The sequence below is a fragment of the Bacteroidota bacterium genome (assembly GCA_016721765.1).
Lineage (GTDB): Bacteria > Bacteroidota > Bacteroidia > UBA4408 > UBA4408 > UBA4408.
This window is the reverse complement of sequence record JADKHO010000003.1, coordinates 19,376-41,052: the sequence shown is the minus strand read 5'-3', so window position 1 is coordinate 41,052 and position 21,677 is coordinate 19,376. Positions and strand designations below refer to the sequence as shown.

Annotated in this window: 18 protein-coding genes and 2 pseudogenes; 11 read left to right on the top strand and 9 right to left on the bottom strand. The window is 37.5% G+C overall.

Annotated elements, in window-relative coordinates; genetic code table 11:
• Nucleotides 1–85 precede the first annotated feature (85 nt).
• The 5 genes and pseudogenes from IPP32_13055 to IPP32_13035 all read left to right on the top strand — a co-directional run bounded on the left by IPP32_13055 (nt 86) and on the right by IPP32_13035 (nt 3,525).
• Nucleotides 86–487, top strand: a complete 402-nt coding sequence (locus tag IPP32_13055; GenBank protein ID MBL0049012.1) for a hypothetical protein — start codon at nt 86–88, stop codon at nt 485–487.
• Nucleotides 488–502: 15 nt separating this feature from the next.
• Complete coding sequence (locus IPP32_13050) at nt 503–1,408, top strand: PKD domain-containing protein (GenBank protein MBL0049011.1); 906 nt, start codon at nt 503–505, stop codon at nt 1,406–1,408.
• A gap of 20 nt (nt 1,409–1,428) precedes the next feature.
• Nucleotides 1,429–2,325, top strand: a complete 897-nt coding sequence (locus tag IPP32_13045) for a T9SS type A sorting domain-containing protein (GenBank protein MBL0049010.1) — start codon at nt 1,429–1,431, stop codon at nt 2,323–2,325.
• 136 nt (nt 2,326–2,461) lie between these two features.
• Nucleotides 2,462–2,962, top strand: coding sequence for an ORF6N domain-containing protein (locus IPP32_13040; GenBank protein ID MBL0049009.1), 501 nt, complete (start codon nt 2,462–2,464; stop codon nt 2,960–2,962).
• A gap of 45 nt (nt 2,963–3,007) precedes the next feature.
• Nucleotides 3,008–3,525: pseudogene (locus IPP32_13035) on the top strand (ORF6N domain-containing protein).
• Nucleotides 3,526–3,561: 36 nt separating this feature from the next.
• On the opposite strand, the gene IPP32_13030 reads toward IPP32_13035, so the two are convergent.
• The 9 genes and pseudogenes from IPP32_13030 to IPP32_12990 all read right to left on the bottom strand — a co-directional run bounded on the left by IPP32_13030 (nt 3,562) and on the right by IPP32_12990 (nt 14,075).
• Complete coding sequence (locus IPP32_13030; GenBank protein MBL0049008.1) at nt 3,562–4,125, bottom strand: T9SS type A sorting domain-containing protein; 564 nt, start codon at nt 4,123–4,125, stop codon at nt 3,562–3,564.
• A gap of 137 nt (nt 4,126–4,262) precedes the next feature.
• Nucleotides 4,263–4,805 (bottom strand): hypothetical protein, encoded by a 543-nt coding sequence (locus IPP32_13025; GenBank protein MBL0049007.1) that lies wholly within the window; start codon nt 4,803–4,805, stop codon nt 4,263–4,265.
• Nucleotides 4,799–6,376 (bottom strand): hypothetical protein, encoded by a 1,578-nt coding sequence (locus IPP32_13020; protein MBL0049006.1) that lies wholly within the window; start codon nt 6,374–6,376, stop codon nt 4,799–4,801. The genes IPP32_13025 and IPP32_13020 overlap by 7 nt, the downstream gene beginning before the upstream one ends.
• 45 nt (nt 6,377–6,421) lie before the next feature.
• A pseudogene (locus tag IPP32_13015) lies at nt 6,422–8,217 on the bottom strand (acyl-CoA dehydrogenase family protein).
• Nucleotides 8,218–8,232: 15 nt separating this feature from the next.
• Nucleotides 8,233–8,592 (bottom strand): hypothetical protein, encoded by a 360-nt coding sequence (locus IPP32_13010; protein MBL0049005.1) that lies wholly within the window; start codon nt 8,590–8,592, stop codon nt 8,233–8,235.
• A 207-nt stretch (nt 8,593–8,799) separates the two neighbouring features.
• Nucleotides 8,800–9,156 carry a four helix bundle protein gene (locus tag IPP32_13005; GenBank protein ID MBL0049004.1) on the bottom strand — a complete coding sequence of 119 codons (357 nt, stop codon included), beginning with the start codon at nt 9,154–9,156 and terminating at the stop codon, nt 8,800–8,802.
• Nucleotides 9,157–9,276: 120 nt separating this feature from the next.
• Nucleotides 9,277–10,455, bottom strand: coding sequence for an acetyl-CoA C-acyltransferase (locus IPP32_13000; GenBank protein ID MBL0049003.1), 1,179 nt, complete (start codon nt 10,453–10,455; stop codon nt 9,277–9,279).
• A 2-nt stretch (nt 10,456–10,457) separates the two neighbouring features.
• Entirely contained in the window at nt 10,458–11,696 is a 1,239-nt protein-coding gene (locus IPP32_12995) for a DUF1016 family protein (protein ID MBL0049002.1), read from the bottom strand.
• 3 nt (nt 11,697–11,699) lie between these two features.
• The gene (locus IPP32_12990; protein ID MBL0049001.1) at nt 11,700–14,075 is read right to left on the bottom strand and encodes a 3-hydroxyacyl-CoA dehydrogenase/enoyl-CoA hydratase family protein; all 2,376 of its coding nucleotides are present in this window, start codon (nt 14,073–14,075) and stop codon (nt 11,700–11,702) included.
• Between the two features lie 145 nt (nt 14,076–14,220).
• Here IPP32_12990 and mscL point away from each other — a divergent pair, with 145 nt between their 5' ends.
• The 6 genes from mscL to IPP32_12960 all read left to right on the top strand — a co-directional run bounded on the left by mscL (nt 14,221) and on the right by IPP32_12960 (nt 21,654).
• The gene (mscL, locus tag IPP32_12985; GenBank protein MBL0049000.1) at nt 14,221–14,631 is read left to right on the top strand and encodes a large-conductance mechanosensitive channel protein MscL; all 411 of its coding nucleotides are present in this window, start codon (nt 14,221–14,223) and stop codon (nt 14,629–14,631) included.
• Nucleotides 14,632–14,694: 63 nt separating this feature from the next.
• A complete protein-coding gene (locus IPP32_12980; GenBank protein MBL0048999.1) occupies nt 14,695–15,585 on the top strand; it encodes a DUF3078 domain-containing protein in 891 nt (296 codons plus the stop codon).
• Nucleotides 15,586–15,608: 23 nt separating this feature from the next.
• Nucleotides 15,609–17,093, top strand: coding sequence for an OmpA family protein (locus IPP32_12975; GenBank protein MBL0048998.1), 1,485 nt, complete (start codon nt 15,609–15,611; stop codon nt 17,091–17,093).
• Nucleotides 17,094–17,214: 121 nt separating this feature from the next.
• Nucleotides 17,215–17,943, top strand: coding sequence for a TerC family protein (locus tag IPP32_12970; GenBank protein ID MBL0048997.1), 729 nt, complete (start codon nt 17,215–17,217; stop codon nt 17,941–17,943).
• Nucleotides 17,944–18,097: 154 nt separating this feature from the next.
• Complete coding sequence (locus tag IPP32_12965) at nt 18,098–19,414, top strand: 2-oxo acid dehydrogenase subunit E2 (protein ID MBL0048996.1); 1,317 nt, start codon at nt 18,098–18,100, stop codon at nt 19,412–19,414.
• Nucleotides 19,415–19,524: 110 nt separating this feature from the next.
• A complete protein-coding gene (locus IPP32_12960) occupies nt 19,525–21,654 on the top strand; it encodes a PD40 domain-containing protein (protein ID MBL0048995.1) in 2,130 nt (709 codons plus the stop codon).
• Nucleotides 21,655–21,677: the final 23 nt, after the last annotated feature.

Genomic DNA, 21,677 nt, shown 5'->3' with positions numbered 1-21,677 from the left:
TGCAGTTGACTCAAAACACGACAATTACAATGTAACCCAATTTTATGCATGTGCCATACATCCTGCTGCTTACAGTAATTATTTTTTGGCCGGAGCGCAGGATAATGGTTCGCATCAATTCACCCTAGGTGGAATTGGAAATACAACTCAAGTAACAGGTGGTGATGGTTGTTTTGTGCACATCGATCAAAATGAGCCGCAGTATCAATTTACCAGTTACGTGTATAGCAACTATTACCGCTCTTCAGATGGAGGCGCAACTTTCTCAACGCTTACCAGCAATAATAACGGTTCTTTTGTGAATCCGAGCGACTATGATAATTCCTCCAACAACTTTTATGCTTCCTATTCCGGTGGAACCTATTCCCGCATTTTGAGTGCCTCCACTTTAAATACCTTAAGTTCAGTTGCCATTGCAGCATTTGGAGGTGGAACAGTTACAACCGTTACCTGCTCTCAAAACACAGCGGATAAGGTATTTTGTTGAAGGAATAACGGACGCGTGGTAAGAGTAGATAATGCAAATACAGGCACACCGACAGGAACACATATCAATAGTGGAATGGGAATGCCGGGAACAAGTGTGTCGTGTATTGCAATCGAAAATGGAAATGACAATCATATATTGGTAACCTATTCCAGTTATGGGGTAAACAGCGTTTGGGAAACAACAAATGGGGGCACTAGTTGGACGAGTGTGGAGGGAAATATTCCGGATATGCCGGTGCGTGCAGCATTGTTTAATCCAAATAATAATCAACAGGCATTGCTGGGAACTGAGTTAGGTGTTTGGTCCACAGATTTATTAAATGGTGTATCCACAAATTGGGCACCGTCTAGTGTTGGCTTAGCCAATACACGTGTAACCATGTTACAACTGCGAAGCTCAGATAAATTAGTGATTGCTTCCACACATGGTCGAGGGCTTTTTAGTTCAGATGTATTTGCAGATCCTAATCCCGACTTTGTTGCAAATAAAATAGTAACCTACATAAATAAGCCGGTTAATTTTACAGATGCGTCTTTTAAATCAACCAGTTGGAATTGGAATTTTGGCGATGGCGGTAATGCCTTATCTAAGAATCCAACTTATACCTATTCAACACCTGGAGTGTACACGGTTTCATTGCAAATAAATGGGTCATTAACTGCAACAAAAACGGCATATATTCAAGTTTTGCCGAATAGAGGAACTCCTTATATCCCTGCAGTTGGTGGAAGTTTTGATGTAAGCGCGAATGATTTTGGTTCAGAAACTAGCTCCGGAACTCCATTTCAACGTGGCACTTCAGCTATTGCAGGTAAAACGGAACAAATAGTGGAGCCAATGCATGGGTTACAGGTATTGCAAGCTCATCCTATGCATCCAACACAGATGCAAAATTATATACTCCAAATTACAATTTAAGCGCAGCAGGATCTTATACATTGAGTTTTTACAAAAAAAATAGTTTCGAATCCGGTTGGGATGGATTTCGTTTAGAGTATTCATTAGATAAGGGTGACAACTGGACTCCTTTAGGAGCGGTAGTTGGAGGTTGGTATGACTTTGCGAATACTGTACAAACTACTTCCTTTCCAATTAATCAACCCTATTTTAATTCTACTTCCGCAACTTTTGCTCTTCGAAGTTTAGATATTTCGTTTTTGGGAGGAAATCCCAATGTTGCTTTTCGATTTGTTTTTAAATCAGATGGTTCGATAAATAGCGTTGGAGTAGCTATTGATGATTTTCAAATATCCGGCGCGAGCAATGATCCGTTGCCGGTTGAAATGCTTAGTTTTAAAGGAAAAGCGAAAGAAGAATATAATGAATTATATTGGGTTACTGCAGCAGAATCTAATAATTCAGGATTTGAAGTGGAACGTTCAGCATCCGGATTTGATTGGGAAAAAATAGGATTTGTTGCCGGAGCCGGAAATTCTGTTTCAATTAAAACGTATGCTTATCAGGATAAAAATATAACACTTGATGGGTATTACTATCGCTTAAAGCAAATTGATTTCAACGGAAAATATAGCTATACAAAAACGATATATATCAGCAGAAATGCAAAAGCTACATCACTTATAAAATCTATTTTCCCCAATCCATTTAATACACTTGTAAATGTTAGTTTTCAAGAGCAAATTTCGGCCGAGTTGCACGTTAGTTTGATGGACCTTACCGGCAAGGCGCTTTTCACAAAAGTGTATCCATCCAAGAATCAAGATTATTTAATTGATTTCTCATCAATTTCCCTCCCTGATGGAAATTATTTGCTACACCTAAAATCCAAGGACTTCAGTACAAGCAGAAAGTTGGTAAAACTTTCGAGTAGATGATTCATCATAGTTACTTAGCCGCAAAGTACATTTCTGTTTAGCCATTCTTTGCCCTACATTAGTTTTTGAGAATCGTCAAAAGGATGATTTTATACCTAATTATTACTCTATTTTCGTCAGAAAAAAGGGAGATGGAATTAGCTGTAATACAATCAAAATTTATAAACTTAGAGGTCAAAATGTAATGCTTGATTTTGATTTGGCTGAGCTTTATGCGACCGAAACAAAATACCTCAAAAGGGCTGTGAAATCTAATCAGGACAGATTTCCTCCCGATTTATTGTTTGAGCTTATGAAGCAAGAATTGGAAACTTTGAGGTGCAGATTTAGCACCTCAAAACAACGGGGTGGTATTCGCTACTTAGTATATGCTTTCACAGAACAAGGAGTTGCCATGCTTTCCAGTGTTTTAAAATCCAAAAAAGCAATTGAAGTCAACATTGCCATCATGCGCGCTTTCGTGTTCATCCGTCAATATGCACTAAGCCATCAAGAGTTAACTCAAAAATTAAAAGCGTTGGAAAACAAGTACAACACCCAATTTAAGGATGTTTATGAGGCGCTGAATTACCTCATAAAAAAGGACAAAATGGAAGTATTGCAAAAGGAGCGAAAGAGAATTGGGTTTAAAACGTAGTAAATTATTTATAAAAAAGAATATCGTTTTCGCAAAGTATAAACAATGGAATTAGAACTTATTAAAACAAAAATTCATGAAATGAGAGGGCAAAAAGTAATGCTGGATTTCGATTTGGCTGAGCTCTATGCGACCGAAACAAAATACCTCAAGAGGGCAGTAAAATCGAATCTTAGTAGATTTCCACCTGATTTTATGTTTGAGCTAACAAAGCAAGAATGGAATTTTCTAAGGTGCAACTTTAGCACCTTAGAAAAAGGGAAGGAAGAGGCAAGTACACCAAATATTTACCATATGCATTCACAGAACAAGGTGTTGCTATGCTTTCCAGCGTTTTAAAATCCGACAAAGCTATTGATGTCAACATCTCCATCATGCGTGCATTCGTGTTCATCCGTCAATATGCATTAAGCCATCAAGAGTTAACTCAAAAATTAAAAGCTTTGGAAAACAAGTACAATACCCAATTTAAGGATGTGTATGAGGCGCTGAATTACCTCATAAAAAAGGACAAAATGGAAGTATTGCAAAAGGAGCGAAAGAGAATTGGGTTTAAAACGTAGTAAGCCTAATTCTTAAAATCTAAACAGGTAAAGAAATTACATTTTAATAAACTTGCAACTTCTGCTCTCCCCTGTCTTTGGGAAGGTAATTACTGCATTATAAATTCCTTGCTGCAAGTCTTTTGTATCCACTATTATTTGATTTCTAGAAATTGCAAAGGGTAATTTAATTTGCTTTCCTTGCGCATCATAAATTAGCACCTTACTATTTTCATCTAACTTATCCAATAGTATGCTCATTGATTTTGTAACCGGATTAGGGTAAATTGTTACTGCATTTTCTTGTTCCTCCTTTTCTAAAACTGAAGTAGATAAATCGATTGTATTTAGTACAGTATTGGTAACAATTGCAGGATTAAAATCGAAATAGATGTATGCTGTATTGGTAAGCTCAGTTCCATGTGGGAGGTTGGCTTTTTGTTTGATCTCATAAGTTACATATCCATTGCTTCCAAGCTGATCAGTAGTGCTATCTGGCAAATTAATATTATTGAAAGTAAAGCTAACTACATTGCTTACTAGGTAAGTATTACTAACAGGATGACTACTTCCAACGACACGAATTGACTGAACATCTAAATCACTATCAAGGGTATCCAATATGGCTATGTTATAAGCTTCTGCATTGCCTGTATTTTGAAAATGAACTGTATAAGTTAATGTTTGATTATTTGTTATTTTACCAAAGGGTCCATCACCTTGAGGCGAAACTGATTTTTCATTTGGGTCGAAAGAGTTTACAACAGTCCCGTGACAAAATCTACGGTTATTTGAAGTATCAGCATCGCCAGAAAATGGAAAACTGTTGCACTAAAAGTAAGTTGGGTGCCTGGTATAATTAAGGTATTTGTAGCGCTAACATCAATGTGAAAAATAGGGTTCAAATAATTGATATTAGCTACGTTCCAAATCAAAGTATCTCCATTATTCACTGTAGGAGCTGGGTTGGCCCAATTATAAATGACACCACTATCTAAAATTAATTGTATCGTTCCGGGCTGACTATTGCAACCATCATTCATTGCATCAATTGAAATCATGGATGGTATGCCGGTTCGAAAGGCCGTTGCTGTTATATTAACAGATAAATCAAAGTCGTTTTGGTAGGGGCCATCAATTTTCATATCCGTATTTGAAATGCAGCCTCTTGAATCGATTGCCTGAAAATTAAGGTAGGTAGGTTGTGTACAGGTTATATGTGGAGTTGTGTTAACGGGTAGTATTCCAAGAGTAGGAAAAGGGGGCCATACCTTGATTTGCGCTTGCAAATATTTCACCATAAATTGGCACAAGTAAAATTTGTAATACTATCAATAGAAACGAAAAAACTACTGCAACTATCTAGTGAATATTTTCCGAAGCAAATATCATATTGTCCTCCAAAGTAAGTAGCTGTAAGTTGAGCGGGAAAGTCAGGATTTAAGTATGCATAACCATGATATGAACCGCCAAAATAAATAGCAGGCATGTGATCAAAATTAAGATTAAGGTACAAATTTCCACCGGTAGCATACCTATTGGCCCATATAAAATTCATATCCTTATCATACTTAACAATATATCCAATTGGAATACCGGATCCTATTAATTTATACCCTGGACCAATATCCAAGTCTATTGGATTGTTAATACCAAAATTGAAGTAAATATTTGAAGAGTCATCATTCTGTATGTTATAAATATTTTTAAAATAATTTTTGGTCCAAATGTAGTTTCCATTGCTTCCAATTTTTACAATATAAGAACTACGATCTAGACCTTGATAATTAAAACTTACTGTATCTGTTTGAGAAATAAATTCACCGAAACCGCGATAATAACCTAATGCTGTAATATTATTTTGTGGGTCAATGATGAATGAATTAATCTCGTTGTTTTCACCGCTTTCAAAATGATTAAACCAAATATAGTTTCCTGATGAATCGAGTTTGGCTATGAAAGAGTTTGGCCCGTCCCACATATTGCTACCCATCATTGTATAATATATTGCGGTCCCATCAACATAATATATTGTAGTATCGATAGTGTAACTAGTACCAAATTCAAAACTACCTGCAATAATTATATTTTGATCGTGATCTATTTGCATTGAAAAATTTAGTTCAGCTAAATACCTAGCCCATATGTAATTTCCATTCAAATCATATTTAGCAATGTATGGAAGGGTGCCCCATCCGGATGAATAAACATTTGAAAATGCGGGTCCTGGGTCAAAGTCTGAAGAATCTTGCGTCTTTCCTGTTAAATAAATATGGTCAAAATTATCAATGGTTAATCCGTAATACCATTCGAAGTTGTCTTTTGTATGAATACTTTTCGCCCAAATGAAATTACCACTCGAATCATATTTTGCAAAGAAAATATCATGAGCAGCGCTGCTTCCTGTGAGGAGTAAGTTTTGACCTGGTCCGGGATCTACGTCTGTAGAATCGCCATAAGGACCTGCCAAGTAAATATTATCATACTTATCCATATCAATAGCGTAGGCGTAGTTATTGTATTTTGAGTTAAATAACTTCGCCCAGATAAAGCGCCCTGAAGAATCATACTTAGCCAAAAACTTATTATATCTGTAAAGTACAGGAACAGCAATGAATTGCGCATTAGAATCGGGATCTAGGTCAATGGTATCCTGAAATGATCCTGAAACGAACATATTTCCTTTCGAATCAATTTCAGATCCTCCATAACTATCGTCCAGTTTACTTCCTATTCCAAAACCCCAATCAAGCGAAGGTCCGCTGTTTTGTGCGACAGATTTTTTTTCGTTGGCACAAAGGAAAAGAACAGTCAGAATAAAGATTCGGAAAAAGTATGCGAATTCAATTTTCTGAGATTGGAAAGGGTTCATGGTTTGGATCTTAATTTTATACTAAAAAATCGAAATTGACATACACTAAAAACAATACCTATTCTCCGCAATCAGTTTCGCTGCAATTCTTCTTCGTGCATCTTTTGTATTTAGCGGTTCAGTTTTCGTAAATCGTTTTAATCCCATAAGCATCATGCGTTGCTCATCGCCTTGCGCAAAAGAATTAATGGCTTCCTTTCCGGCGATGTTGATGCGGTCAGCAGCATCGTTAATGTACACACGCATCATATCGAGGTATTCAGCACAATTTGCTTCTCCTCTTGTTGAAACTACTTTCTCCACACGCAATTGCACCGATTCAGCAATGTATAAATCAATCATCATATCGGCGATGTTCATGAGTACTTCCTGTTCTTTTGAAAGTTCCATCATGAGTTTTTGCACGGCTGCGCCGGCTACCATGAGCACCGCTTTTTTAAAGTTGCGGATGTATTTTTTTTCGGCAGCAAACAAGGCAGTATCTTCGGCACCAAAATCTGGAATAGCCATTAACTCGCCAGCAACTTTGGAAGCCGGTCCCATCAAATCCAACTCCCCTTTCATGGCTCGTTTCAACATCATGTCTACAATGAGCATACGGTTAATTTCGTTTGTGCCTTCAAAAATGCGGTTGATGCGTGCATCACGATAAGCCCTATCCATAGGTGCTTCGGCACTGTAACCCATCCCACCATAAATTTGCACACCTTCATCACACACATAATCGAGCACTTCTGAACCATTCACTTTCATGATGGCTGCCTCTACTGCAAATTGTTCGATGCCTTTTAGTTTTGCCTTTCCGGCATCCATGCCACCTGCAATTAATGCAGCAGTAGCATCTTCAATGTTTTGGCTTGCGCGATAGGCTGCTGCTTCACAGGCATAAATGCGAATTGCTTGCTCCGCTAATTTATATCGGATAGCACCATATTTTGCGATGGGCCTTCCAAACTGCATGCGCTCGTTGGCATATTCAATTGATTTGGTAGAAACCCGTTTGGAGCCACCCAAAGCAGCTGCTGCCAATTTAATGCGCCCAATATTTAAAATATTAACGGCAATTTTAAATCCGTTTTGACGGTCGCTCAATAAATTCTCTACGGGTACTAAACAGTCGTTAAAAATATTTGACGTGTGCTGCTGCCTTTAATTCCCATTTTATGTTCTTCGGGATTGAAGGTGATGCCAGGAAAAGTTTTTTCTACAATAAAAGCACTTAAATTTTCATCGTCATCAATCTTTGCAAAAACAGTTAGCACATCTGCGAATCCACCATTGGTAATCCACATTTTTTGTCCATTCAGCACGTAGTGTTTTCCATCCTTTGAAAGCACCGCTTTGGTTTTTCCTGAATTTGCATCTGAACCAGCACTTGGCTCAGTAAGGCAATAGCAGCCTTTCCATTCACCGGTAGCTAACTTGGGAATATATTTTGCTTTTTGCTCGGCATTTCCATAATACAAAATTGGTAATGTTCCAATTCCTGTATGCGCTGATATCGCAACCGAGAAAGAATGTCCTCCCCCGGTAACTTCCGCACTTAGCATGGAGGTTACAAAATCTTTTCCAAAACCGCCGTATTCTTCGGGAATCGAAACACCTAATAAACCGAGCTCTCCGGCTTTATCCATTAATTTAGGCATTAAGCCTTCTTCTTGCGCATCTATTCTATCGAGTATAGGCAACACTTCAGCATCCAAAAAATCCTGACAGGTTTGAGCAATCATCAATTGCTCTTCGCTCCATTCTTCGGGAATAAAAATATCTTGCGCTTGAGTTTCTTTAATCAGGAATTCGCCTCCTTTCAAGGCAGTTTGGTTTTGGTTTGTTGTTTCCATTTTCAGAATTTTAAATTAAATATCACCTTGAATTTCGATTGTTTTTGAATCTGATTTCTCTTCCTTTAAATCATCATTAATGTAAACGGCAACTTTATAGGTCGAATCTTTATGCTGCAAGTTAGTGTAATTTACTTTTATATAAAACTGTTCGTTTTCGAAAGCATACCGGCGCGCATACCAAACGCTGCTGTAATATTGATTTGTACTATCTGTGTTGTAGATAATCTCTTTTCTTTCGCCGGTTGCAGCATAGTAGTCGGAGTTGTAACTTATGGATACAGCATTTCCTTTCGGGAAGCTTACTTCGTAAATGACGTCGAATTTTTTAATTTCTTTTCGGCATCCGTATGGTATAATTAGTACAAAGTACATAGTACAAAGTACAAAGACTTTTTTCAACCCCCTATAGTTATTTTTAGGTATGTGTGATAATGACAAAATTCTTTTCATTATAGATATTTCCCTTCATTTTAATTAAGAATTTAAGTTGTGAATAACAACTCCATAAAATTCCGATGTAAATTAATAAGTATTACCAAATCCATAGCTTATGAATATGAATTATTGCCAACAATTGGCTTACTTAGCATTTAAGTTCATCCTTAATTTATAATTCATCCGCTGCAATTCATCGAGTTCCTTTAATAAAGGTTCTGCCACTTTCTCTTCTATTAGATTCAATCGATTTGATATAATAAGTTGCGTTTGCAATTCATAAGATGAACCACTAGCAATTCCTAAAAAATGTTTGAATTCATTATCAGAATTTCGACCCGCACCCTCTGCAATGTTCGATGGTATAGAAACGGCACTATGCCTAATTTGTGAAGTTAGTCCATACATCTCCTGTTTTGGAAAATTATCTGTGGCCCGATACACCTCAACAGTCAAATCAATTGCTCTATTCCAAATTTTAAGTTCTTTGATATTATGCATTTTGTTTTATTAAATTTAAATCAATACAATTTAACCCGAAGCGGTGTACTATCATCATTATACTTTGCGCTAAATCTTTGTACTTTGTACTAAAATCTTTGTACTCTTAAAACAAAAAAACTAATTCATCATTTCATAAATTCCCGCCGCACCTTGGCCGGTACCTACGCACATAGTAACCATTCCATACTTTTTCTTTTGGCGCGTCATTTCACTGAAAAGTTGAACGGATAGTTTTGCCCCGCTGCAGCCGAGTGGATGGCCCAATGAAATTGCACCACCATTCACATTAATAATATCCGGGTTCAATTGCAATTCACGAATAACAGCTAAGGATTGTGATGCAAACGCTTCGTTTAATTCGATTAAATCGATTTGTTCCTTTTTTAATCCTGCAAGTTTTAAAGCCTTTGGAATAGCGGCCACGGGCCCAATACCCATGATGCGTGGGGGCACTCCTGCAGCGGCAAAACTCACCATTCGTGCAATGGGTTTCAAATTATTTTCTTTCATAAACTTTTCACTAACAACCATCACAAAAGCAGCTCCATCGCTTGTTTGAGATGAGTTACCGGCAGTAACTACACCGCGTGCATCAAACACCGGTTTTAATTTTGCGAGTGCTTCCATCGAGGTATCAGCTCTAGCACCTTCATCTGTATCTACAATAAACTCGCGTGTTTGGCGCTTTTCATTTGCATCCACATAATTTTCCTTAATGGTAATCGGAACAATTTCTTCTTTAAATTTTCCGCTTTGAATTGCTTTCACCGCTTTTTGATGCGAGTTGAATGCGAATGCATCCTGATCTTCGCGACTGATTTTATATTCCTTTGCAACGGCTTCTGCGGTAAGCCCCATTCCCCAATAATAATCGGGATGTGCAATGGCTACATCGGCATTGGGAATAATTCTCCAGCCTCCCATTGGAATCAAGCTCATGCTCTCGGCGCCACCGGCAATAATGCATTCGGCTTGACCGCTGTGTATTTTTGCACTGGCAATGGCGATGGTTTCGAGCCCGGAAGCACAATAACGATTCACAGTAACACCGGGCACTTTATCGGTATCGAAGGAAAGCAGCGAAATTAATCGCGCCATGTTCATGCCTTGTTCGGCTTCCGGCATTGCATTTCCTACAATTAGATCATCCACTTGCTCCGCAGCAACATTGGGAACACTTGTCATCAATTGCTTGATAACACTTGCTGCCAAATCATCGGGGCGTGTAAAACGAAAACCACCTCTTCCGGCTTTTCCAACCGCGCTGCGGAAACCCGCTACAATGTATGCGTTCATAATTACTTGGTTTTAGATAATTTATTAGGTATTTTAATTGGTGCTTTACGGACACTTTTTTCGTAACTTGTTAACACGGCAATTGATTTCCCATTTTTAGATGATTGGGATAAATCGAGCCGTTCAAATAATTCATGCACTTTTTGTTTTAGTAATTTCTTATTAATCAACTTTGTATTGTAACGAGCAATCATTGTGGGAGAAAGACTTCTGTTTAAAGCATACTGAACAACTTCGTCATCCTTGCTTTTACACAATGAAATTCCCACACTGGGGTTCTCGTGCTTTTTTTTCACATCGCGATCTAAGGCTTCTAAATAGAAATTTATTTTGCCCAAATATTCCGGTTTGAAATCAGTTATTTTTAAGTCGAATGCAACAAGACATTGCAATTCGCGGTGATAAAAAAGCAGATCAATAAAGTAATCGGTTCCACCTACTTTTATTTTAAATTCTTCTCCAATAAACGAAAAATCCTTACCCAATTCCAAGAGCAGAAATTTTAGATTCTCAACCAAAGATTTTTGCAGGTCCTTTTCAGAAAACAGTTGTGGAAGCCCGGCAAATTCAAAAATGTAATTGTCTTTAAAAATGGTATGAATATCGTCTCGCAATTTGCTAAGTTGCGGAGCTATTTTTTTCTTTGACAACATAACTCTTTCATAATAGCCTGAATCTAACTGCCGTTCTAATTCGCGCTTCGAATAATTTTCCTTGATACTTAAGTAAAGGTAAAAAACGCGCTCTTCGATGGAGGTAGCTTTGGACAAAAGCAGCAAATGATTTGACCAAGTAATTCGAGCTAAAACAGTTGATTTTATTGACGAAAGCGAGCCTGTTGTAATTTGTGTCACCAGTGGTGACACTTTTTTAAGGCCTTGGGTGCGTCCATTCTTTTTACCCGATTTTACTGTTTTTGGTAATTGTGTCACCAGTGGTGACACTTTTTCAACATCAGTGTTATCTAGGAGTGTAGCGTTCTTGTAGCTTTCGTAAAATTGCTTCATGCGATATAAGCCTCTTCTATCAAAACCTTTTAAGTCGGGGCATTTTACTTCCATAAATTCAGCAAGGTTATCCACTACATTCATGCCCCATTCTTCGCTGTCTACTTTGCGACTTATGTATTCCCCAATTTGCCAATATAGGTTTACGAGTTCGGCGTTAATGCTTTTGAATGCATTTGTTCGAGCCGATTGCGCCAACTTAACTACCTCAGAAAATTGCTTTGTGAACTTCATTTATTAATTGCGCAAAATTTTTCCACCGGTTAAAATGGATTGTAATCTTTCCAATGTTTTTTTCTCTCCACATAAACTTAAAAATGCTTCCCTTTCGAGATCGAGTAAGTATTGCTCACTTACTAAGGTTGGAGCAGATAAATCGCCACCACATAATACATAGGCTAATTTTTGAGAAATTTTCGCATCGTGTTCGCTGATATAATTTCCTGAAAGCATTGAATTTGCACCTAAGTAGGCTAGACCTAATGCTTGCTTGCCTAATACGCGAATGTCTTTGCGTAGTACCGGTTTGGTGTAACCTTCCTTGGCCAATTCCACACATTCCGCTTTTGCTTCGGCCAAAACTCTTGCACGCGAAACCACTACAATATCCTTTCCTTTTCGGAGATAGCCCAAATCGAAGGCTTCGTGTGCAGATGTTGAAACCTTTGCCTGGCCTATGGTTAAAAAGCGCTCTCGAAATTTATTTAACTCCACATCGCCTTCATTTAATTCATCGCTTAAGCGCAATGCAAACTCTTTGGTACCTCCTCCACCGGGAATAAGTCCCACACCAAATTCAACGAGGCCCATATAGGTTTCGGCATGTGCTACTACTTTATCGGAGTGCATGCTCATTTCGCAAGAACCACCAAGCGCCATGTTATGCGGTGCAACCACGACCGGAATGGATGAGTACCGCACGCGCATCATGGTACTTTGAAACGCTTTAATCGCAAAATTTAATTCATCCCACTCTTGTTCAACAGCCATCATAAATATCATTCCCACATTGGCGCCGGCGCTAAAATTAGCTCCTTCATTAGAAATAACTAAGCCTCTAAAATCCTTTTCTGCCAACTCAATTGCTGTATTCACGCCTTGAATTACTTCGCCTCCAATTGAGTTCATTTTAGAATGAAACTCCAAGTTTAAAATTCCGTCCCCAATATCCGTAACAGTAGAACCTGCATTTTTCCATACTGTTTTAGTTGCACGAATGGTATCTAATAAAATATACGCTTCGGTACCAGGGATAGTTTTGTAGGAATTGGAGCTTACATCATAAACTTTTCGTGCGCTGTTTTCAACTTTATAAAAGCTCGTGTTACCAGCAGCCACAAAATCATACACCCATTTAGCAGGCTTACTTCCGGCTGTTTCCATTAGTGAAAGAGATTCCTTAATTCCCAATGCATCCCAGTACTCAAAAGGTCCCAACTCCCAGCCGAATCCGGCTTTCATGGCATCATCAATTTTATAAATATCATCGCTAATTTCGGGGATGCGATTGCTTACGTATTGAAATAATCCTACAAATGAAGCCCTGTAGAATTCTCCGGCTTTATCCTTTCCTGAAATAAGTATCTTTACTCTATCGCGTAAATTTTCGATGGGTTTTGTTGCCTCGAGGGTTGCGAATTTTACTTTTTGTGAAGCCTTGTACTCAAGAGTTTTTAGATTGAGCGAATGAATTTCACTTTTGCCCCCTTCACCTTTTACCTTCTTAAAAAAGCCTTGTTCTGTTTTTGAACCCAGCCATTTATTCTCCACCATTTTGGTAATGTAAGCCGGTATTTCAAACATCGCTTTTGCTTCATCATTCGGGCAACTTTGCGCCACACCGTTGGCAACGTGCACAAGTGTATCGAGTCCAACTACATCGCAAGTGCGGAAGGTGGCTGATTTTGGGCGACCTAAAACAGGGCCGGTTAATTTATCCACTTCATCAATGGTCAAGCCCATTTTTTCAACCAGATGAAAGAGGCTCATAATTCCAAAAACGCCAATTCGATTGGCAATAAATGCCGGAGTATCTTTGCAGAGCACAGTAGTTTTTCCTAAATACAAATCGCCATATTCCATTAAAAAATCAATCACTTTTTGATCAGTTTTTGGAGTGGGAATAATCTCCAGCAATTTTAAATAGCGTGGCGGGTTAAAAAAGTGTGATCCGCAAAAATGTTTTTGAAAATCTTCACTGCGACCTTCCATCATCAAATGAATTGGAATTCCGGAAGTATTTGAAGTAATTAGCGTACCGGGTTTTCTATATTTTTCGACATTTTCGAAAACTTGCTTTTTAATATCGAGCCGCTCTATTACTACTTCAATTATCCAATCGGCATTGGCAATTTCTTGCATGTTATCTTCAAAATTTCCGGTTTTAATTTTTGAAGCAAATGCCTTTTTATAAATAGGCGAAGGATTTGATTTTAGTGCAAATGACAGGGCATCGTCAACAATTTTATTACGGGATTTTTTATCGGAGCCTGCATCTTTAGGAACAATATCGAGTAATAATACTTCAACACCAATATTTGCAAAATGACACGCAATTCGGCTACCCATTACTCCGGATCCAAGCACGGCAACCTTATTAATTTTACGATTCATATAGATAGGATTTTTGAATAACAAATTTATTAAAAAACAAGTATCACAAAATTTTGTCAACAATTCTACTATTTTTGTTTGGCACTATTGTTGACAATGGTGCCGCTTCAAAATAAATAATCTCTAAAAAAAACAAAAAATGGGAATGATTAAAGAATTCAAAGAATTTGCCATGAAAGGCAATGTGGTTGATTTAGCTGTCGGTGTTGTAATCGGTGCAGCCTTCGGAAAAATAGTAAACTCTTTGGTGAGTGATGTTATTATGCCGCCCATCGGATGGGTCTTAGGCGGAGTGAATTTTACCGATATAAAAATAAAATTAAGTGAGGCAGTGCTCGATGCAAGCGGTAAAGTAGTAACAGCAGGTGTTTCAATTAACATTGGAAATTTTATTCAAGCTGTGTTTGATTTTATAATTGTTGCTGCTGCTATTTTTATGTTGGTGCGTGCGATGAACAAAATGAAAAAAGCAGAAGCCGAAGCTCCTGCAGCACCTGCCGCTCCGAGTAATGAGGAAGTGTTATTAACACAAATACGTGACCTTCTGAAGAAGTAATCAACGTTTAAAGACAAACGTTGTCTTGCTCGTTCATTTTAAAAAAACAAAAAACTAAACAATATGAAAAAAATACTTACCCTATCCATTTCGTTTTTGCTTTTTGCAGGTATTTCGAAATCGCAAACTCCCGACAGCACCAAAATATGGAAAAAAGGAGCTGTTGTTGGCATTAATTTATCTCAAACCTCTCTCACCAATTGGCAAGGTGGTGGACAAAATTCGGTTGCTGCAAACGCACTTTTTAGTGGATTTACCAATTATAAAAAAGGAAGAAACGTATGGGACAATTCACTCGATTTAGCTTATGGTTTGTTGCAACAAGGAACTGCTAAATTAATTAAGAGTGATGACAAAATCGATTTCAACAGTAAATATGGCCGATATGCCTTTAAGCACTGGTATTATTCGGCATTAGTGAATTTTAAAAGTCAAATGGCGCCGGGTTACAATTACCCAAATGACAGTGTAGTTATTTCTCACTTTCTGGCACCGGCGTATGTGCTTGCTTCTATTGGTTTGGATTATAAACCCAACGATTATTTTACTATGTATATCTCACCGATAACCCAAAAAACAACCATTGTAAACGACAGTAAATTAAATTCGGTTGGCGCCTTTGGTGTGGATTCGGGCAAGGTAATTCGAAGTGAATTTGGTGCTTATGCACGTATTCAATTTCAGAAAGATATTTTCACGAATGTGAATCTAAAAACAAAACTCGAATTGTTCAGCAATTATGCAGAGAAACCACAAAATATAGATGTGAACTGGGAAACTTTATTGGCGATGAAAGTGAATAAATATATTTCTGCAACCTTGAGCACTACTTTAATTTATGATGACAACATCAAAATCCCCATTGATAAAAACAACGATGGAGTAGTTGAAAAATCAGGCCCTCGGGTGCAGTTTAAAGAAGTTTTTGGTATTGGTCTATCGTATAAATTTTAATTCATTTTAAACAAACATAGGCTATGAAAAAAGGACTTTTGCTATACACACTTTTGATTGTGCAATACTGTGCACTTGCACAAAACAGTCAAAAGCAATATGGGCTTGGTATACATGTTGGAACGCTTGAATACAATGGAGATTTGGGTAATGCATTTTATAAATTTAATGACCCTCACTTATTAGGAGGCCTAACCTTATCAAAATACATGTCGCCTTCCTGGAATATCGAAGGAATGATTGCAGCAGGTAAATTGGGTTACACGCCAAATCGCAAGCCAAATCAGTTTCGTGGAAATTTAATTGACTTTAATGTGTATGCGAAATTTAAATTTAACAATGGAAAATTGTTGAAAGAAGATGCCGTACTTGCACCCTATCTTTTTATTGGAATTGGCGATGCTTATTACAAATCACGCTATTTATCTTATAAACAGCTTGTTCCCAAAGGTTATGGAATGGATTTTAATTTTCCATTTGGAGCTGGGGTTCAAGTTAGATTAGGTGAAAATGCAGCTTTGAGAGTGCAATCCACTTTTCATTATTCCGTTACCGATACCTATGATGGAACTAAAGAATCAAAAACAAATTACAACGATGGGTATTTGTATAATACTGTTGGGCTGGTTTTTAATCTTGGAAAAAAGGACACGGATAAAGATGGTATTGCAGATAAAAAAGATAAATGTGTTGCAACTCCACTTAAAGTACTAGTGGATGTTAGTGGATGCCCCTTAGATAAAGACAGTGATGGTATTGCAGATTATTTGGATAAATGCCCCGAGGTAAAAGGGGTAGCATCTGCAGATGGTTGTGCGGATGCAGATAAGGATAGTGTGCGCGATGATCAGGATGCTTGTATAAATGCTTATGGTCCTGTAAAATTTAGAGGTTGCCCAGATAATGATGGTGATGGTGTTCCGGATGTTTATGACAAATGCCCTAAATTGCCCGGAACTGTGGAATTAAATGGCTGTGCCGATGCTGATGGCGATGGCGTGATGGATGATGTGGATGCTTGTCCAACTGAAAAAGGAACTACACTGAACAACGGGTGTGCTGACACTGATGCGGATGGCGTTTTGGATAAAAATGATAAATGTCCTAATGAAGCAGGCATTGCTACAAATGCCGGATGCCCTGAGATTAAAGAAGAAACAAAAAAGATATTCGAGCAAGCTTTGCGAGGAATTCAATTTGAAACGGGGAAGGACATCATTAAGAAACAAAGTTTTAGTATCTTGGATAATGTAGTTCGGGTGATGGTAGAAAATAAAGCGTATAAACTTAATATTGACGGACATACAGACAATCAAGGTGACGATGCAAAAAACATGTTGCTATCTCAAAATCGCGCCAATGCAGTGAAAAATTATTTGATTGGCAAAGGTGTTGAAGCCAGCCGACTGGAAGCAACCGGCTATGGTGAAACCCAACCATTAGAATCAAACGATACAAAAGAAGGAAGAACAAAAAACCGTCGCGTTGCATTTACAGTGAAGTTTTAATTTTAATTAGTTCAAAAAAACCTTGCAGACGCTACGTTTGCAAGGTTTTTTTATGAGTGTTAAAAAGGCTACAAAATTCTGATTACTTTTGGCGCAATTAATTTAAACCCAATTTAGAGAGATGATTGATATTAATGCCATTTTCACCATTGACGGACTTATCAGTTTAGTTACTCTTACATTTCTTGAAATTATATTAGGCATCGATAATATAATTTTCATCTCAATTGTTTCCACAAAGTTACCTCGAGCAGAGCAGCGTAAGGCAAGAGCATGGGGACTTTCACTTGCCTTATTGTTCAGAATTGCTTTGCTTTTTAGCATATCTTGGATAATTGGTTTGAAAGATCCGTTTTTTTATATTTCTGAATTTGGAGTGACCGGCAAGGATATTATATTGTTTGCAGGTGGCGTTTTTTTAATTATTAAGACAATGCTAGAAATTATTGAAAAAATTAATTCTCCTTTACAAAAGGAAAAAGAATTTGGAACCTTAACCTTGAAAAGTGCCATTTTACAAATAGTTTTCTTAGACATCATTTTTTCTTTTGATAGTATTTTAACTGCAGTAGGGTTAGTACGAAATGTTATGCTAATGGTAATTGCCGTGGTTATTGCCATGATAGCTATGCTTGCATTTTCCGAAAAGGTGAGTGATTTTATTAATAAGCACCCTACTGTAAAAATGCTGGCACTTGCTTTTTTGGTGATGATTGGAATTGTGCTTGTAGCAGAAGGCTTGCATCAGCATGTTGAAAAAGCTTATGTGTATGTTGCATTAGTATTTTCACTTTCTGTTGAGTTATTAAATATGACTTATCGAAGCAGGGCACATCGCAGGAACGAATAATTCGGTATCATTTAAGAATCTACTTCTGCAAAATGCCGGCATTTATTAAAAAGGTCTAAGAGCAGCATTTCGGCTCATGGTTTATTGAATTGCTTTTCATAATAATTCGACTAATTTTGTGCGCTCATAAAGCATAACTCACCACACTAACTACATGGCACAGTTTGAAATGATAATGCCTAAAATGGGCGAAAGCGTTGCAGAAGCAACAATTATTAAATGGCTTAAAGCTGAAGGAGATACGATAGAGGCCGATGAATCTGTTTTGGAAATTGCAACAGATAAAGTGGATTCAGAAGTTCCGGCGCCAAATGGCGGAAAACTTATAAAACGCTTGTTTCAAGAAGGCGATGTGGTAAAAGTGGGTGCAGTAATTGCATTAATTTCAAGTGATGCAAGTGCTGCTGTGGTTTCAACTCCTACTGTTGTTGCTACAACGCCTGCTAACATTGAAACTCCTAAAAGTGAAGTGGTTGCGCCAATTGCTCAAACTCCATCCAATACTGATTTTAGCGGCTCCGACCGATTTTATTCCCCTTTAGTAAAGAATATTGCAAAAGAGGAGGGAATCACACTTGCAGAGTTAGATAAAATAGCCGGAAGTGGTGCTAATGGCAGACTTACCAAGCAAGATATTCTCGCCTATCTCCCTACAAGGGGCCAACAAATCACTATTCAAACGATAGTAAATCCTGAACCCATTGCTGTTGAGAAGGTTAATATTCCACCTGTAAAATCAGCACCTGCTGTTTCCCTAAGTGGTGGTGATGAAATTATAGAAATGGATCGTATGCGTAAGCTTATTGCCGATCATATGGTGATGAGCAAGCAAACCTCTCCACACGTAACCTCTTATGTGGAGGCCGATGTCACAAATTTGGTAATGTGGAGAAACAAAATTAAGACATCGTTCGAAAAACGCGAAAACGAAAAAATTACTTTTACTCCGGTTTTTATAGAAGCCGTAGCAAAAGCTATAAAAGATTTCCCGATGATTAACATTTCGGTGGATGGAACAAAAATTATTATCCGAAAAAACATCAATATAGGAATGGCAACCGCATTGCCTTCGGGAAATTTGATTGTACCGGTGATAAAAAATGCCGACCAGAAAAACCTTTTCGGCTTAACTAAAGCTGTAAACGACCTCGCCAATCGCGCCAGAATGAATAAACTTGTTCCGGACGAAATTTCGGGAGGTACTTTCACGATAACGAATGTTGGCTCATTTGGAAATGTTATGGGAACCCCAATTATAAATCAACCTCAGGTGGCAATTTTGGCTGTTGGTGCAATAAAAAAGAAACCTGCTGTAATTGAAACTCCGCAAGGTGACGCAATAGCTATTCGACACCTCATGTTTTTATCGTTAAGCTACGACCATAGAGTTGTGGATGGGTCATTAGGGGGTCGATTTGTGAGAAAAGTGGCTGATTATCTCGAAGCATTTGACTTAAACACCGCAATATAGCTCATTAAATGCACTTGTTAATTAATTTAACACGATAGTACTTTGATTTTTGACTAAAAGGAATAAATTTGCAAACAGTAATCTAGAAAAACACTTATTAATTCAAACTTATGATGAAATATCTAAAACTAACTCTGCTTCTTTTAGCCTTTGTATTGAATAGTGCATCGATTATTGCACAAAGCAATGCAAAAAAATACACTGATGCAGATTTTCATTTACTTAATAAGAACTATGCCTTGGCCTTGCCTTTGTATTTGGATGTGCTTACCAGCGATGCAACTAATTCGAATTTGAATTATAAAGTTGGGATTTGCTATTTAAATTCCATCAGTACGGATAATAAAAAGAAGGCAATCCCTTATTTGGAACAAGCCATCAAAAACATCAATAATAATTATGAGGAGTTTTCTCAAACCGAGAAAAAATCACCACCTGAGGCTTATTTTGAGTTAGCAAAAGCATACCACATTGAATATAAATTTGATGATGCTATAAAAAACTTTGAGCTTTATAAGGCCGCAGTGGGTGCAAAAAACTCACCAATTAGCCAAGAAATTGATCGTTGGATTTCTATCTGTAACAATGGAAAAGAAATCATCAAAAGACCTCAAAAAATCACTATTGTGAATTTGGGTGATAGTGTTAACTGCGAATATCCTGATTATGCTCCGGTTATTTCAGCGGATGAATCAACCGTTATTTTTACCTCCAGAAGAAAAGGCGGAACAACAGACGAACTTACAGATGACAATCAATTTTACGAAGACATTTACATCTCTACTAAAAACAGAAACGGGGAATGGGGTACGGCTCGTCCAATTGGTTCTAATATTAATACTCCCGGACATGAGGCCAGTATAGGTCTTTCGGCTGATGGACAACAATTGTTTATTTACCGTTCAACGTTCGATAAAAACGACAATGGTAAAGGTGATATATACAAATCAGATTTAAATGGAGATGTATGGACTGTTCCTCAAAAATTAGGTTCAGATATAAATACACCAGATTCTTGGGAAACCAGTGCTGCTTTGAGTTCCGATGGTCAAACACTTTATTTTGTGAGCGATCGCAAAGGAGGGTTAGGTGGACGTGATATTTATTTTTGCGTGAAACTACCGAATGGTGAATGGAGTAAGGCTCAAAACATTGGAGCACCTATCAATACTGAATTTAACGAAGACGGTCCATTTATTCACCCAGGAGGAAAAGAATTGTATTTTGCTTCTCAGGGGCATAATTCCATGGGTGGATTTGATATCTTTTTCTCTCAAAAAATGGAGGATGATAATGGTATTAAATGGTCTGAACCGGTTAACATTGGTTATCCAATTAATACTACCGATGATGATGTATTCTTTGTTACCTCTACAGATGGAAAAAGAGCGTATTACTCTTCTTTTAACGATAATGGCTATGGTGAAAAAGATATTTACCAATTGTCCTTAGTGGATCAAACAGAGAAAGCACTTGCAGTAATTCGTGGTTATATGAGAATGTTTGATGGAAAACCACTACCCTTTGATGCGAGAATTTCGGTTTATAATGCCGATACCAAAGAAATGCTAGGGATTGAAACAAAACCAAACACCAAGTCAGGAAAATATTTGGTGGTTTTACCAACCAACAAAAAATATACTTTAGTATATGAAGTTCCGGGTTGCGATAAAGTTACACGCGAATTAACTTTGGATGACAATATGAGTTTGAATAAAATTGACCGTGCCTATCAAGTTGACACTGTAATTATGTGTCGTGCACTTACACCTGAACAAGCGCGAGAGGAGCAAAAAAAGGTACCGGGCTATCATAATAAAGATGAGAAAGGAAAAGACATTCCTGAACCTCCTGCTTTGTTGAATCCATTTGAGTTGCAGATTTTCTTTATTTACAATTACAATAAGATACCCGATAACGATGCTAAATACATGGAATTTGTAAATAATATTGCAGATGAAATGAAGAAATCAGACCGAAAAATGGAGATTTCGATTGAGGCAAGTGCTTCTAAAGTTCCAACTGCTACCTTTAAAACAAACGATAAATTATCTAGTTCTCGTGCAGATTTGGGTAAAAAGTCACTCACTGCTGCGTTGAAGGATAAAGGTGTGAACATGAAGAACATTAAATTTGTGAAAGCTGATTATTTAATTCAAGGACCGGAATATAATAACGATTACAAAGAGAACAGATTAGAGTATGAAAAATGGCAGTATATCCGAATTTCAGCTAAGTAATTAGATTAATTTTTAAACGAAAA